Raw genomic sequence first — 15972 nt, forward strand, 5'->3', positions numbered from 1 at the left:
TTGTTCACATTCGCGCTCGAAGTTGGATTTTTAATTTAAAAATGGTAACTTGTAAATCTCATAAATTATAAAGAATTTAATGTTAGAAAAGAAGCAACATAATTACGAAAGAGCAATTCTTGTGGGCGTTATTACTCAATTGCAAGATGAGGAAAAGCTACTAGAATATATGGACGAGCTAGAATTTCTTGCTTTCACTGCTGGGGCAACGATAGAAAAACGCTTTACACAAAAACTTACTCAACCCGACTCCAAGACCTTTGTAGGAAGTGGAAAGGTACAAGAAATAAAAGAGTATGTGAAGGAAAATGGGATAGGAACCATTATTTTTGACGATGAATTATCTCCCTCACAGCTAAAAAATCTTGAAAGAGAAATTGAAGTAAAAATCTTAGACAGAACTAATCTTATTCTTGATATTTTTGCACAAAGAGCACAAACTTCTTATGCAAGAACACAGGTAGAATTAGCACAATATCAATATTTATTACCTAGACTAAGCAAAATGTGGTCCCACCTAGATAAGCAAAAAGGGGGAATTGGGATGCGTGGTCCTGGGGAAACAGAAATTGAAACGGATAGAAGGATCATTAGAGATCGAATTAGTTTGCTGAAGGATAAATTAAAGATTATCGATAAGCAGATGGCTACTCAACGTAACAATCGTGGTAAGGTAGTGCGTGCAGCCTTGGTAGGATACACCAACGTAGGGAAGTCTACATTGATGAATGCGATTTCGAAGTCAGATGTTTTTGCAGAAAATAAATTATTTGCAACACTTGATACTACGGTAAGAAAAGTAGTGATAGGAAATCTACCATTCTTACTTACTGATACTGTAGGGTTCATCAGAAAACTTCCTACGCAATTGGTAGAGTCATTTAAGTCTACATTGGATGAGGTACGTGAAGCAGATCTCTTAATCCACGTGGTAGATATTTCTCATGAAAGTTTTGAAGATCATATAGAGTCTGTAAACAAGATTTTGATGGAAATCAATGCACATCAGAAACCAATGATCATGGTTTTTAATAAGATTGATGACTTCAGCTATGAGAAAAAAGACGAAGACGACCTTACTCCTGGATCTCATAAGAATGTCTCCTTAGCTGAATGGAAAAACACTTGGATGGCAAAATCTAAATATCCTACGGTATTTATATCTGCACTTACAAAGGAAAATTTCCCAGAAATGAAAAAACTAATCTACGATGAAGTGATGAAAATTCACATCTCTAGATTTCCTTACAACGATTTTCTATTTGAGTATTTTGATAACGACGAAGAATCTCCTTCTAAAGAATAATGAGGCACTTAGTCTATTCTCTTCTTTTATTGCTTCCGTTATTTGGTTTTAGCCAGATAACAAAATCGGAATTAATGATCGTATCTAAAAATCTAAAGGATTCAACATCTCTGTATTTCCGTGAAAGGCTTATTTTTAAGTATAAAATGATGCCCAAATCGTTGGATAGCATTGAGGCAAAACATCTGTACTATGGAAGAAATTTTATGGTAGATAAAGTGGCAACCGATAGTGATGATTTTATTAAACTAGCAGATGCCTTCAAAGCGGGTGAATTTGAAAAGTGTATTCAGATTGCAAAGAAAGTATATGCACAAGATCCTACGAATTTAGATGTTATTTTGATTTTACTTAGATCTTACGATTTTCTGAAGGATGCTAATAACTTTTCTCATCATATCACACAATTAAGGCTTCTTATCGACGCCATAAAGGCTTCTGGAGATGGTAAAACAGAAGAAAGCGCATATGTGGTAAACAGCGTTGATGACGAATACATATTTCTCAACATTCTGAATGTGGGTAAGGATTTTACCAGAAAAACCAAGCCCTTAGCAGAAGATATAATGGATGTTTGGGAAAAAGACAACAACAAAATATATATTAAAATAATTTATTTAAACTAATTCATAAAACACACACTTCATTGGAACTATATTATTCATTTTCCGTTCTTATCGTTTTAGCAGCCATTTTTGCTTATATTAACCATCGATTTCTAAAATTACCAAGTACCATTGGAATTATGGTAATTGCCATTGTTACCTCTATTTTACTGATTCTATTTGGCGAAACGGTACTTCCAAAAACATATGGTAGACTTCATAATCTAATGACAGGTATAGATTTTACAGAAGTCCTAATGGGCGCAATGCTAAACTTCTTACTTTTTGCAGGAGCTATACATATCAACTTAAAAGACTTGAAAGAGCAATTCCGACCTGTATTGATATTTTCTACTGTTGGGGTTATAATTTCCACCTTTATTGTAGGTTTTGCAATGTACTATATTTTACCTTTAGTTGGTTTTCAACTTTCGTTACTTTATTGTCTTGTATTTGGTGCCTTAATATCGCCTACAGATCCTGTAGCAGTATTGAGTATCCTAAAAAATGCCAATGTATCTAAAGAATTGGAGACAAAAGTAGCAGGAGAGTCTTTGTTTAATGATGGTATGGCAGTAGTAGTATTTGCTGTTATTCTTCAATTGGCAACAGGTAAGGAGGTAGATCTAAGTGGTGAAAATATTATCTCATTACTCGCTCATGAAGCAGGTGGTGGACTTCTACTGGGAGTTCTATTAGGATGGACTTCATCTAGATTGATGCGTCATGTAGATGATTATATAATATCTGTTTTAGTAACATTGTCTGTGGTAATGGGAGGATATCTTATTGCTAGACAATTCCACATTTCTGGTCCTTTAACGATGGTAGCAGCTGGATTATTTATGGGGAACTTTAATAGAAATTTCAGTATGAAATCTGAAACTCAAGATTACCTTATTAAATTTTGGGAACTGATAGATGAAATTTTGAACTCAGTTTTATTCCTATTTATCGGTTTTGAATTATTAATGATAAAAGACCTTAGCAAATTTGCTATTCCAGGTTTAATCGCAATTCTTGTTGTATTATTTGCACGTTTTATTTCTATTTGGGGACCTACCAAGTTTATGTCATTCAGAACGCGATTCAACCCACAAACAGTAAAAGTGTTGGTGTGGGGAGGCATCCGTGGAGGAGTATCTATTGCTTTGGCAATGTCTATCCCAAAAGGGCATAATTCTGACGTTATTATGAGTATTACCTACTTTGTTGTTGTATTTTCTATTATTGTACAAGGGCTTACAATTGCTAAAGTAGCGAATCCTAAAAAGATTGCTCATGAAGAATCTGAGCGTGAAAAAAAATTAGCTTAAGTTATTAATGAAAATAGTACATCAAATAATTGTGGCAATTGATACTTTAGCCATCCCTGAAAAAGCAGAGTTTTTTCCTCGATTTTTTAAAACGGGTGTGGGTGAATACGGCGAAGGCGATGTTTTTATTGGTGTTAAAGTTCCTGACCAAAGATTGGTTGCTAAAGAATTCTTTGCCAAGATTAGCTTAGCAGACCTTAGTATACTGCTAGCTTCCCCCATCCATGAGCATAGATCTACTGCCTTATTTATGCTAGTTTACAAATTTGAAAGAGCAAAAGATTTTAATATAAAAGAAGAAATTGTTCAGTTTTACCTAGACCATCTCGAATTTGTAAACAATTGGGATTTAGTAGATGGAAGCTGCAGCAAGATATTGGGTCGTTTCGCTTTTGATAATAACAGAGAAGATATTCTAAGAAAACTATCAACTTCCGAAGTCATGTGGCACAACCGAATTGCGATTGTGGGAACGATGTATTTTGTGAAAAATGGAAAATATAATCTTACTAAAGATTTTATTACCAAAAATCTACATCATACACACGATTTGATGCATAAAGCTAATGGCTGGTTATTAAGAGAAATCGGTAATAAAAATCAAGAAGAATTAATTGCTTATCTCAATGTTTATTACAACCAAATGCCAAGAACTTGCTTGCGCTATGCTGTAGAGAAATTGGATGAAGAGGTGAGGCAATTTTACTTAAAAGGAAAAGTATAGGATGGATTGTTTTTTTTGGAAGACATTTGTGCATTATTTTTTGCATTTTGTTTTCCCAGGTTTTATAGCATTTATTTTTTATAGAAAGGAATGGATTAAAGTGTATGGTATTTTTATCGGTACAATGGTAATAGATTTGGATCATCTGATGGCAACACCTATTTTTGATTCCACTAGAAATAGTATAGGATTTCATTATTTTCATACCTATTATGCAATTGCGGTGTATTTTTTGTTGCTGTTTTTTAAAGGAAATTTCCGGATAATAGGTCTAGGTCTATTATTTCATATTATTACTGATTATCAGGATTTTGTATTTTGGTGCAAATGATATATTATTAATTTTTCCTTTCGATATTGGATTACTCATAGATTTTTTGTATTTTAACCCAATTATGAAACTAAAAGAATTTTTACATTATACTTACATTTTTCCCATTCTCTCTGTATTGTATTATTTTACAGGATTTATGGGGCATAGCCCACTCTTCGATGGAATTGCAGGTATATTGCTCACGGCAAGTGTATTGTCTGCCGTACATCATGCAGAAGTAGTGGCGCATAAAGTAGGCGAACCATATGGCACGATCATTCTCGCATTGTGTATCACTATTATTGAAGTAGCGCTAATTATTTCTTTGATGGTCGCTGGAGGTAAAGAAGCCATGACACTCGCTCGAGATACCGTATTTGCTGCTGTGATGATCATTCTAAACGGAATTTTAGGAATATGTATATTGGTGGGCGGCGTAAAGTATTTTGAGCAATATTTTGCTAGAACTTCTGCTACAACGTATCTAGTAAGTATTGTTTCTATATTGATCATTACATTAGTATTACCCAATTTTACCTCTAGTATCAACGGTCCTTTTTATAATGAAGCGCAACTTGCCTTTGTATCAATAGCCTGTTTGGTAATTTACGGCGTCTTTTTAATGGTACAAACAGTAAGACATCGCAGTTATTTTGTAAGTGTTGATGAGAATGCAGGTATACATTTTGTACCAAATAATAAGCAAACTATTGTCAGTTTTATCTTTCTAATCATTTGTCTGATTATCGTAGTTATGATGGCAAAAGGTCTATCGGGAACTATAGAAAATATGGTACAAAGTGTGGGTGCTCCAAAATCATTGGTAGGCGTTATCATTGCCGCAGTAATTTTGTTACCAGAAGGATTGGCAGCAATACGAGCAGCGAGAAATAACCAAATACAGGCGAGTCTAAACTTGGCATTGGGTTCTGCTTTGGCTAGTATTGGTCTTAGTATTCCTGCAGTTGCAGTGGTGTGTATTATCTATGATATTCCTTTGGTCTTAGGGCTTGATAAGAAAGATATTATATTGCTTTCGCTTACGGTATTTATCGTAATGTTGTCGCTGAGCAGAGGTAAAACCAATGTCCTCTATGGGACTGTTTTATTGGTAAATCTTGCGGCCTATATTTTTACCGTTATCGTACCTTAATTTTTTTTTTAAATTAATTCTTTCTCGCCATTTCCATTTTATAAGCCATAAGATTTGCGATGTTTTCTGATTTTGTAATGGCCATTGTTGCATTGAATCCAATAAAATTCTCTTCAATAGTGGTTCTCCAAAGCAAAAGCCATCTTTCGAAGTGTATCTTTTCCATTGCTTGCATTTGGTTGATGGGGAAGTGCTTCTGCATTGGGTTTCCTTTGTAGCTCATCTGCCCAAATAAGATACTTTCCCAGAAAGAGTACATCATAGGCAAATGCTTGTCCCAATCTACATTAACAACGTCCTTAAAGAAGAATCCTATCAGGTCATCTTTTATTATTTTGGTATAGAATGTATTCACAAGTAATTCTATATCTTTTCTGGTTTCTAGATTTTTCATACATCAAATTTAGATTAAATATAAATGTACATGAAGATTGTTGGAATTGATAAATTTCACATCAACAATAATTTATCTTTGCAAAAGATTTTAAAATGAATTAAAATTAAAATGACCTTTCCATTTTAAGGAAAAAATGATCAATGGATTCAAGAATTGAAAAGAAGAAAGCTTTAGAAAAGCAAAAAGAATATAAAAAATTTCTAGATAGTTTTAAGAAAAAACCACCCAAAAATCTAGATTATGTGGTACAAGAGACGCACGATGAAGTTTTTGAGAAAATAGACTGTATGCAATGTGCCAACTGTTGTAAAACTACAGGCCCAATGTACACCGATAAAGATGTGGATCGTATATCTAAGCATCTAAAAATGAAATCTGCAGACTTTGAGGCACAATTTTTAAGGATTGATGAGGATAATGATTTGGTACTGAAAGAATTACCTTGTTATTTCCTAAACGAAGATAACTCGTGTAATATCTATGATGTACGTCCAAAGGCATGCAGAGAATATCCACATACGGATAGAAAAAAAATATTTCAGATCACAGATATCATGGTAAAAAATACAGAAATCTGTCCTGCAGCATTAGATTTTGTAGAAAAATTGATGGTGAATATCAATAAGTAGATTAGATATCAAAATTATTTAAGCATAAAAAAAAGCATTGATAGACATCAATGCTTTTCCCTTTTTACAATTACTTTTCTCCATTAATCCCGGAAACAGGAATATGATAAAAGGCCGAATATTGCACTCGGCCTTACATTTATTTATACTACACCTTGAGCAAGCATTGCTTCAGCTACTTTTACGAAACCTGCAATATTAGCACCTTTTACATAGTTTACATAGCCGTCTTCGTCTTTACCATAGTCTCTACAAGCTTTGTGGATACCGATCATAATTTCTTTTAATCTAGCATCTACTTCTTCAGATGTCCAGTTTAGACGGATAGAGTTTTGTGTCATTTCTAGACCAGAAGTAGCTACACCACCAGCGTTAGACGCTTTACCAGGTGAGAACAATACTTTTTTCTCTACAAAATAGTTGATGGCGTCTAGTGTAGAAGGCATGTTAGCAGCTTCAGTTACACACAGACATCCGTTTTCAACCAATACTTTTGCATCAGATTCGTCTAGTTCGTTCTGAGTAGCAGATGGGATGGCAACATCACATTTTACTTCCCAAGGGCGCTTACCAGCATGGAATTCTGCAGATGGAAATTTTTTAGCATAGTCTTCAGCTCTGTTGTTACCAGAAGATCTTAGTTCTAATAAATAATCTATTTTATCACCAAATATTCCGTCTTTATCATAGATGTATCCGTCTGGTCCAGAGATCGTAACTACTTTGCCTCCCAATTCGTGTACTTTCTTGATAACTCCCCAAGCTACGTTTCCGAATCCTGATACAGTAACCACTTTATCTTTAAAAGTTTGTCCTATAGTTTTTAGCATTTGCTCAGCAAAGTAAACTACACCGTATCCTGTAGCTTCAGGACGGATAAGAGAACCACCGTAAGCAATACCTTTTCCTGTAAGAACACCTGTAAATTCGTTTCTTATTTTCTTGTATTGTCCGAATAAGTAACCGATTTCTCTTGCTCCTACTCCGATATCACCAGCAGGTACATCAGTCTCAGGACCAATGTGCTTGCACATCTCTGTCATAAAAGCTTGGCAAAAACGCATTACTTCAATATCACTTTTTCCTTGTGGGTCAAAATCTGATCCTCCTTTTCCACCACCCATAGGAAGTGTCGTAAGAGAGTTTTTAAATACTTGCTCGAATGCTAAGAATTTAAGCACAGATAAGTTAACAGTAGGATGAAAACGAATTCCTCCTTTGTAAGGTCCGATAGCGGAGTTCATCTGAATTCTAAAACCTCTGTTTACTTGGATTTCTCCTTTGTCATCAACCCATGGAACTCTGAAAATGATTACTCTTTCAGGTTCAGCCATTCTCTCGAGAAGCTTCATCCCGGTGTATTCTTTTTTAGTCAGAATAAACGGTATTACTGTAATAGCAACTTCTTTTACCGCTTGTAAAAATTCTGGCTCATTAGGGTTTTTTGCCTCAATTTTGGCTATAAACTCCTGAATTTTCTGGTCAATATTATATTGTTCCATATAGTTAGGTTGAATATTATGGCAACAAATTTAATTTTTTTTTCAAGATTCACAATAGCATATTTGTTATTTGTTGAAAATTTAATAATAATGTGGGAAATTATTGTTAAAATGATAATTTTAATCTAAAAATTAGTAAAAATTAAATTTTAATCTTAAATACATGCAAAATTAATAAATCGTTAATTATGCATTGACTATAAATTGTCTCCCCGAAAACGATTTTATTTTCCCCAAAAGCTCCAATTCCAAAAGTAGAGGTAAAATTTGGTGTGACGCCATTGAAATTCTCTCTATCAAGTCATCCAACGTGATATGAGGATTTTCTTGAACAGTCTCGAATATTAGTTGTTGATTTTCTGATAATTCTACCTGAATAGTGCTTTCTGGGAAGAATTCTCCTATTTTTTCGGATGCTTGATAAAAGCCCAAATTCTCGTGCAAATCTTGGATGGTGGAGATTGCTGTAGCTTTGTTCTGATAAATCAAGTGATTGCAACCTTGGCTATATTTATCGCATATTTTGCCAGGTAATGCAAATACATCTCTATTGTAGTTGTTGGCAAAGGAAGCTGTGCTTATAGAACCACCACCAAATGCTGTTTCTACTACAATTGTGGATGGCGAAATGCCTGCAACGATTCTATTTCTTTGGATGAAATTTTCCCTATCTGGTTTTCTTCGAGAATTAAATTCTGTGAGTAAGCTCCCCTTATTAGCAATTATTTTTTCTGATAGTAACCTATTTTTAGAAGGATATAATGTATGAAATCCATGTGCTAAAACTGCAACTGTAGGGATTTTATGTTGTAGGGATTGCTCGTGTACTTCCTTGTCCACACCCAATGCCAAACCACTAATACTGAGAAAAGGATAGTTTTTGGAGTCATCGAAAAAATCTTCAAGAAATTTTTTGCCATAGGAGGTCATATTTCGTGTTCCAACGATACTTAGTGGCTTCAACGTAGAATTGAAGTTTCCTTTTTGATATAATATAGAAGGCGCATCTTCACATTCCTTCAGTAAAAAAGGCAGCTGATTTTGATGTCTAAGGTTGATGGTGATATTATTCTTTTCGCAAAATTGAATTTCATTTTCTGCAAATTGCAGGTGCGCGGGGTTTCCGATGTCAGAAACTATTTTTCTTCCTATTCCATCGATTTTACTCAGTTCTCTTAACGGTGTTTCCCAAATAGTTTTTGCACTCCCGAAGGCTCGTACTAATTTGTAAAAATTCATATCACCAATGTATTTACATTCGCGAAGTGCGATAGAGTAGAGTTGTTCTTCAGTATACATCTTAATGTGCTTGTAATTACGAATTTACTATTATTTTAAATTAAATAAATAAAATATTCGTTAAGATTGCTGAGATACCTTTAATAAATAAAATTCCCTCAAGAAGCAAAGCTTCTTGAGGGAATAAAATAATAGTTGATTAAGATTATTTCTTAATTAATCCTAGCTCTACTAATCTTTCGTAAAGGAAGTTTCCTGCTGTAGTATCTTCATACAATTTTGGATGTTCTTCATCGATACAGTTTTCTAACGCATTCAGAGACATTTCGCTCACGGGATGCATAAAGAAAGGAATAGAGTATCTTGAAGTTCCCCACAATTCTCTAGGCGGATTTACCACTCTGTGGATGGTAGATTTTAGCTTGTTATTGGTATGTCTAGATAACATATCTCCTACATTGATCACCAATTCGTCTGGTTCTGCAATTGCATCTATCCATTCTCCATCATGATTTTGTACCTGAAGACCTTTCCCCTGAGAACCCATCAATAGAGTAATAAGATTGATGTCACCGTGCGCAGCTGCTCTTACAGCATCATCTGGCTCTTGGGTAATGGGTGGATAATGGATTGGTCTTAGGATAGAATTACCTTCAGCAATTTTATCATCAAAATAAAATTCGTCTAAACCTAAATAGATTGCCAAAGCTTGTAAAACTGATTTCCCAGTTTTCTCTAGCATCTTGTACGTTTGTTCTCCAACTTCATTAAATTTGGGAAGCTCTTCTACGAATACATTGTCAGGATATTCCTGTTTGTATTTGGAGTCTTCATCTACATATTGTCCGAAGTGCCAAAATTCTTTTAAGTCTCCTTTTTTAAAACCTTTTGCAGTCTCTCGCCCGAATCCTACGTAGCCTCTTTGGCCACCAATTCCTGGGATTTCATACTTTCTTTTGGTTTCTACAGGAAGATCAAAAAAGTTTTTTACCTCTCCATACAACTCCTCTACTAACTCATCACTCAGGTAATGGCCTTTAAGGGCAACAAAACCAATTTCTTCGTAAGCTTTTCCGATTTCATTTACAAATTTCTGTTTGCGTTCCGGGTTACCCGAAAGGAAATCACGCAGGTCTACACTAGGTATTTTATCCATTTTATAGAAATTTTACGTTCTGCAAAATTACGCTTTTTTTAAATTAAATGATTTCAGAATTAATAATTTATAAACTAAATTTGCTTTATGAAAAAATATTCTTCCAAACGTAGCATTCAGGTGCTAGCTAATCTTTTTCAGCAGTACAATGTATTAGATATTATAGTCTCTCCAGGATCTCGTAATGCGCCCTTGGCTATTCATTTTTCAGAGATAGATGCCTTTAATTGTTATAGTATTGTAGACGAAAGAAGTGCTGCTTTTGTAGGTTTGGGAATGGCAAAGAGCGAAAAAAAACCTGTAGCAATTACTTGCACCAGTGGTTCTGCCGCTGCCAACTATTATCCTGCGATTACAGAAGCTTTTTATGCTAATATACCATTGCTTATCGTTACTGCAGATCGTCCAACCGATTTTGTAGATATTTTTGATGGGCAAACGATCAGGCAGAATAATCTTTTTCATCAGCATTCTTACGGAGATTTTCAGTTGTTAGAAGACAGCAAAGAAAATTCTGAAGAAACCAATTCTTCCATTATCAAGAAAGCGATAGAGCTTTGTATAGAAAAACAAGGTCCCGTACATATCAATATTCCGTTGGAAGAACCTTTATACGATTTAGTTTCAGAATTACCTACTTTCCCAGAAGTAGAAAAGACGATAAAAATTAAAGATTTCGAAATTTCTTCAAATATCATCGCAGAGTGGAACACTTCTCAGCGCATTATGATTCTTGTAGGAACTCGCGATTACAGTGCAGAATTGGAAAGCCAACTTTCGCAATTGGTAAAAAATCACTCGGTTGTAATTTTATCAGAAGCCAATTCTAATCTTCATCACGAGAAATTTTTCAGGCATATTGATCGTTATATTTTCAATTTCACAGATGAAGATTATCTTCAGTATGCTCCAGATTTATTAATCACGGTGGGACAGAATGTAGTTTCCAAAAAAGTAAAACAATTCCTAAGAAAAGCAAAACCAAAGCAACATTGGCATTTGGATGAGGTTTGGCAGCCTGATACCTACTATTGCTTAACCCAAAAATTGGAGGTGAAACCAGAAGTGTTTTTCTCCAAATTGCTAAATTCTATCAATCTAGAACCAAGACCTTATTACAATTTGTGGGACGTTTTGCGAGATAAAAAAGATGCGAAACATCAATCTTTCCTTAATTTGGTAGAGTTTTCGGATTTTTATTTCTTTAATACCGTTTCTAGAAGAATTCCAGAAAATTATAATATTCATTTTAGCAATAGTTCGGCGATACGATATGCACAACTTTTCGAGCTTGGAAAAAGAAGAATCTATTGCAATAGAGGAACAAGCGGAATAGACGGTTCTACTTCTACAGCAATGGGATTTGCCATAAAAAATACAAATCCTACACTTTTGATTACCGGAGATCTTAGTTTCTTCTATGACATCAACGGACTTTGGAATCAGTATATTCCACCTTTTACAAGAATTATTATCTTTAATAATGGAGAAGGAAATATCTTTAAAATAATTCCTGGTCCAGGAAATGCCAATACTAATACGGTAGACGAGTTTATTGCAACGCAGCATCACAAAAATGCCGAAATGATGGCGAAACATTTTGGTTTCTCTTATATAAAAGTGGAAGATGATGGTACATTAGATCGCGTTTTGGATAATTTCTTTAAGGCAGACATACAACCTAAAATCATGGAGGTTTCTACCCAAGGCAAAAATAATGCAGAGATACAAAAAGCATATTTTAATTATTTAAAATCAAAATTTTAGTCTAAAAATAACAAATCCTTTTACATCAACAGTAGAAGGATTTTTTTATCAATATAAACAAAACAATTAGTTTTTATAAATGCTCTTTTCAGGTAGATTATTAATTTTGTCGATAGAATAAATGAACATATCATCGAAATCATTCATCGCATTGATAAGCTGAAAATGTGAATATTCTTTGATGTTCTGCAATGTAATATCGGCTTCTTTTATTTTTTTCTTTTTCAAAAGATATTGCCTTTGTACACCATTCAGAAGATAAGTTTTTGGCGTGTACCAATCTTTACCTTTCAAAAACAAAAGATTAGAAAAAGAAGTGTCTGTAATGTGGTTATTTTTCACGATGATAATTTCTCCCGCTCGAGATTTCATCTTCATTTTTTCTAATTCTTTGCGGTCTTCAAACTTAAAAGAATAGTCGAAACTATTATTTTCCACCAATTGAAAATCCAAGATTTCGGGGATTGCATACGGAATCATTTGCGTACGGACGCGCTTATCCAGATCATAGATTATTTTAAACTTATAAAGTCCGTCTTCATCATGTTCTAGTTTTTTGAAGATTTTCTCCAAATCTATCGAGCCTTCCTTCCCAAAATGAGTGAAAGTTTGATCTACACGTTTCTGATGATATTCTAGCAGGAATAATTCCTGATCTTCTATTTTGATACTTTCAATAAATTGGGACATAGATTTTATTTTTCATTTCCTGATACTCATCTTCTAACGCACTCATGTGGGTAATACCGCCACCGCTCTTAAAATATAATTGATTATTTTCTTTCTCTATAAACCGTATCATTACTGCGCTATCTAGATTTTCGCCATCAAACCAACCACATACTCCAGTGTAAAATCCTCTATTAAAACCTTCGGCATCCAATACAATTTCTAGCGTTTTTTTCTTCGGCGCTCCCAAAATAGAACCTGCTGGCAACAATTTTTGCATAATGCTTCCTATTTTACCCTGAAATTCGGGTTTCAAATCGCCAGATATTTTAGAACTCATCGCAAGCAAGTTCTTTTGTTGAGTTTTTAAAAAATCAATCCTCTGAAAATCGTTTACATTTACCTCATCAGCAATTCTACTCAGATCATTTCTCAAAAGATCAACTACGGTATAATGTTCTGCTTTTTCTTTTTTATCGTTTTTCAAAATTTCTTCTGCATTATCTATAGATGCATCTATTGTCCCTTTCATCGGATAAGTAAAGATTTTGTTGTCGATAATTTTAACAAAAATTTCAGGTGAAAAAAATACGAATTTATCCTGATATAAAACTTTGTATTTTGCATGAGATCGATAAAAAATTTCCTCTAGAGACAAATTGGTTTCAATCTTTGTTTTTCTGGTGTAGTTGGCGAGGTAGGAATTGCCAAGTTTAAGCTGATTTTGCACTTTTACAAAGCCTTCTCTGAAGCTTTCTAGCGTTTCTGGATAAGCATTCCAAACAATATCCTTGGTAATTGGATGTTCTATTTTTTTAGTTTTAAAATTTTCAAAATCTATTTGTAAACCGTTTTTTTCAATTTCTGGTTCTGTGAAAATTTCAATTTGGTTCACTAAAAAGTCGATGATGAAGAAAAAAGGAACTTTCTGCTGAGAAAGCTCATCCATTTGAGTAAATTTTTGATGATTTGCCGAAAACATTTCGCAAAAGTAGTTATTGATGTTTACTTTTGCATAAAATATTTTTTAATGCAGCAGAATTATCCACAAAAACCTACCATCGAATTGATCCTAAAGCAGGCTTTCTATTATTGGAACAAAACTTTGCTTTACCAACTGTTATTTTCTATTGTTTATCTTGGTATTTTCTTTAGTGTCTTTTTGTTTTTCTCTGGAAAATATGATATTATGAACCAATTTTTGGCAGCGGCTAATACTTATATGCAAGTGGGACCATCTGGGATGGATGCTTACAAAACAGAGATAGCCACTATTATGGCAACGCCAGGGTTTGAGAATTTTTATCTAGCAATTGTTGGAGTCAGTGTATTTTTATATCCCCTAAACATTGGTTTCTTCGAAATCTATAGGAAAATAGACGCTATAGAACCTATAATAATGGGAGATTTGTTTGCGGGATACAATGGTCTGACGTTTTTCAAGTTTATTAGTTATTATATTTTTTGGTTTTTTCTTTATTCTATGATTGTTCAGACGCTTATACTCCCTTTTATTTGGGTATTATGTACTTTGCTTGTTGCTCCATTGATGTACTTTCAGAATAGAAGAATTTTTGAGGCAATTTCTATCAATTTTTCAGTTCTGAAAGCTCATTTTTTACCCATTTTTGTTTGTGTAATTGTCGCTTTTTTGTTTAAATATATCGGTTTTGCTTTATGTATAGTGGGGGCATTATTTACCTTCCCAATTTGGAATGCGATAATATATTCATTGTATAAGTCTATTTTCAATGAGAAAAGTTAAAATTGATATTGCATGATGCATTGTTCTCAGAAAAAAATTACATTTGAGAACCAGTAAAATCATAAATTATGTCGAATAACGAAAATCAAATCAGTGGAGTTGCCATAAAGCAAGTAGCCTTGATAGCCATTATCCTCATTTCATTGGGGCTAATATGCTATCATCTAGCTCTATTTGTGCCCTCTGTATTAGGGGCTATTACCATCTATGTAGTCTGTAGAAAGTATAATTTTTATCTGCAAGAAGAAAAGAAGTGGAAACCCTGGGCAGCCTCGTTGTTCCTTATGTTGGCAAGTTTATTAATCATTATTCTTCCTGTCTATTTTATTGCAGATCTTTTGATAGAAAAATTAGGAAATGCGCAGGCATACATGGAGAAGTTTAATGTTTTTGTAGATAAAATTCATGATTTTATTTATTCTAAAACAAATTTTGATATTCTAAGTAAAGAAAATTTAGACAAACTGAAATCATCTGCGGGTAGATTTTCAACTTCTGCCGTGAGTGGTACTTTTAATACCCTTACTGTAATAATATCGATGTATTTTATTCTTTATTTCTTATTTGAAAAAGGAAGATTATTCGAACGTATACTTACCAGTTCTGCTCCTCTAAAGAGAGCGAATATTTCTTTGATTGGTGAGAAAATGAGAAAATTGATCATCGCTAATGCCATTGGAATACCAGTAGTTGCACTGGGGCAAGGTCTAGTAGCAATGGTGGGTTATTTTATTTTTGGTGCTCCGAGTCCTATTTTATTATTTGCACTTACCGCAGCTGCTTCTATGATTCCTATTGTAGGCGCTGCCATTATCTATGTGCCTATCTGTATTTTTATGATAGCGGAAGGGAATAATGGACAAGGGATAGGATTGGCAATTTATTGCTTGATAGTGGTAGGTCTTACGGATAATCTTTTACGATTTACTTTACTTAAAAAACTAGAAGATATACATCCCCTGAATACGGTTTTCGGAATTATTATGGGGATGAATTTATTCGGATTCATGGGGTTGGTGTTTGGTCCTATCTTAATATCGCTCACTCTATTACTAATACAAGTGTACAGAGATGAGTTTTCTGATGACGATACTCCAGAACTTACACTTAATCATAAGGATGATGTGCCAGAAAAAAAAGTTGACTTAATATTATAATCTTAAAATGGAACAAGGTATAAATCCTGAAGTATTAAAAGAAATATGCATCATAGAAATGCCTTTTGGGAAACACAAAGGGATGTTGCTGGTAGATTTGCCAGTGAGTTATCTAGAGTGGTTTCACAGACAAGGTATGCCTCCCGGAAAATTGGGAATGCAACTTTCTACAATCTACGAAATACAAATAAATGGACTAATGGATCTTCTGACGCCTTTGCGTACCAAGACAGATCCTCAAAAACCTAATAAACCTAGAGTTTATAAATTCTAA

At 34.0% G+C, this 15972-nt stretch carries 17 protein-coding genes; 11 read left to right on the top strand and 6 right to left on the bottom strand.

Annotated elements, in window-relative coordinates; all coding sequences use genetic code 11:
- The first annotated feature begins 79 nt into the window (after positions 1–79).
- The 6 genes from hflX to ACKI42_RS13680 all read left to right on the top strand — a co-directional run bounded on the left by hflX (position 80) and on the right by ACKI42_RS13680 (position 5417).
- Positions 80–1306, top strand: a complete 1227-nt coding sequence (hflX, locus tag ACKI42_RS13655; protein ID WP_407406128.1) for a GTPase HflX — start codon at positions 80–82, stop codon at positions 1304–1306.
- Between the two features lie 74 nt (positions 1307–1380).
- Positions 1381–1932, top strand: coding sequence for a DUF4919 domain-containing protein (locus ACKI42_RS13660; RefSeq protein ID WP_407406129.1), 552 nt, complete (start codon positions 1381–1383; stop codon positions 1930–1932).
- 20 nt (positions 1933–1952) lie between these two features.
- Entirely contained in the window at positions 1953–3227 is a 1275-nt protein-coding gene (locus tag ACKI42_RS13665; protein WP_407406130.1) for a cation:proton antiporter, read from the top strand.
- Positions 3228–3234: 7 nt separating this feature from the next.
- Positions 3235–3951, top strand: coding sequence for a DNA alkylation repair protein (locus tag ACKI42_RS13670; protein ID WP_407406131.1), 717 nt, complete (start codon positions 3235–3237; stop codon positions 3949–3951).
- A 1-nt stretch (position 3952) separates the two neighbouring features.
- Entirely contained in the window at positions 3953–4282 is a 330-nt protein-coding gene (locus ACKI42_RS13675; protein ID WP_407406132.1) for a DUF6122 family protein, read from the top strand.
- Positions 4283–4346: 64 nt separating this feature from the next.
- Positions 4347–5417, top strand: coding sequence for a calcium:proton antiporter (locus ACKI42_RS13680; RefSeq protein WP_407406133.1), 1071 nt, complete (start codon positions 4347–4349; stop codon positions 5415–5417).
- A 13-nt stretch (positions 5418–5430) separates the two neighbouring features.
- Here ACKI42_RS13680 and ACKI42_RS13685 read toward each other — a convergent pair whose 3' ends face one another.
- The gene (locus tag ACKI42_RS13685; protein ID WP_407406134.1) at positions 5431–5811 is read right to left on the bottom strand and encodes a group III truncated hemoglobin; all 381 of its coding nucleotides are present in this window, start codon (positions 5809–5811) and stop codon (positions 5431–5433) included.
- 143 nt (positions 5812–5954) lie between these two features.
- Here ACKI42_RS13685 and ACKI42_RS13690 point away from each other — a divergent pair, with 143 nt between their 5' ends.
- On the top strand, positions 5955–6443 hold the full coding sequence (locus ACKI42_RS13690) for a YkgJ family cysteine cluster protein (RefSeq protein ID WP_407406135.1): 489 nt from the start codon (positions 5955–5957) through the stop codon (positions 6441–6443).
- A 143-nt stretch (positions 6444–6586) separates the two neighbouring features.
- Here the strand turns inward: ACKI42_RS13690 and gdhA are convergent, their stop codons facing one another.
- From gdhA to ACKI42_RS13705, 3 genes are all read right to left on the bottom strand, one after another.
- Positions 6587–7945, bottom strand: a complete 1359-nt coding sequence (gene gdhA, locus ACKI42_RS13695) for an NADP-specific glutamate dehydrogenase (RefSeq protein ID WP_407406136.1) — start codon at positions 7943–7945, stop codon at positions 6587–6589.
- A 186-nt stretch (positions 7946–8131) separates the two neighbouring features.
- Positions 8132–9244 carry a DNA-processing protein DprA gene (gene dprA / locus ACKI42_RS13700; protein ID WP_407406137.1) on the bottom strand — a complete coding sequence of 371 codons (1113 nt, stop codon included), beginning with the start codon at positions 9242–9244 and terminating at the stop codon, positions 8132–8134.
- A gap of 145 nt (positions 9245–9389) precedes the next feature.
- Positions 9390–10340, bottom strand: a complete 951-nt coding sequence (locus tag ACKI42_RS13705; RefSeq protein ID WP_407406138.1) for an isopenicillin N synthase family dioxygenase — start codon at positions 10338–10340, stop codon at positions 9390–9392.
- Positions 10341–10427: 87 nt separating this feature from the next.
- On the opposite strand from ACKI42_RS13705, the gene menD reads away from it, so the two are divergent.
- Positions 10428–12107, top strand: a complete 1680-nt coding sequence (gene menD, locus ACKI42_RS13710; protein WP_407406139.1) for a 2-succinyl-5-enolpyruvyl-6-hydroxy-3-cyclohexene-1-carboxylic-acid synthase — start codon at positions 10428–10430, stop codon at positions 12105–12107.
- 66 nt (positions 12108–12173) lie between these two features.
- On the opposite strand, the gene ACKI42_RS13715 is transcribed toward menD, so the two are convergent.
- Both ACKI42_RS13715 and ACKI42_RS13720 read right to left on the bottom strand, forming a co-directional pair.
- Entirely contained in the window at positions 12174–12797 is a 624-nt protein-coding gene (locus ACKI42_RS13715; RefSeq protein WP_407406140.1) for an aminotransferase class IV, read from the bottom strand.
- Positions 12781–13758, bottom strand: a complete 978-nt coding sequence (locus ACKI42_RS13720) for an aminodeoxychorismate synthase component I (protein WP_407406141.1) — start codon at positions 13756–13758, stop codon at positions 12781–12783. The genes ACKI42_RS13715 and ACKI42_RS13720 overlap by 17 nt, the downstream gene beginning before the upstream one ends.
- Positions 13759–13806: 48 nt before the next feature.
- On the opposite strand from ACKI42_RS13720, the gene ACKI42_RS13725 reads away from it, so the two are divergent.
- The 3 genes from ACKI42_RS13725 to ACKI42_RS13735 all read left to right on the top strand — a co-directional run bounded on the left by ACKI42_RS13725 (position 13807) and on the right by ACKI42_RS13735 (position 15972).
- Positions 13807–14541 carry a hypothetical protein gene (locus tag ACKI42_RS13725; RefSeq protein WP_407406142.1) on the top strand — a complete coding sequence of 245 codons (735 nt, stop codon included), beginning with the start codon at positions 13807–13809 and terminating at the stop codon, positions 14539–14541.
- Positions 14542–14609: 68 nt separating this feature from the next.
- A complete protein-coding gene (locus ACKI42_RS13730; protein WP_407406143.1) occupies positions 14610–15698 on the top strand; it encodes an AI-2E family transporter in 1089 nt (362 codons plus the stop codon).
- A 19-nt stretch (positions 15699–15717) separates the two neighbouring features.
- Entirely contained in the window at positions 15718–15972 is a 255-nt protein-coding gene (locus ACKI42_RS13735) for a DUF3820 family protein (protein WP_407406145.1), read from the top strand.

The sequence above is a fragment of the Chryseobacterium sp. genome, from assembly GCF_045629545.1.
Lineage (GTDB): Bacteria > Bacteroidota > Bacteroidia > Flavobacteriales > Weeksellaceae > Chryseobacterium.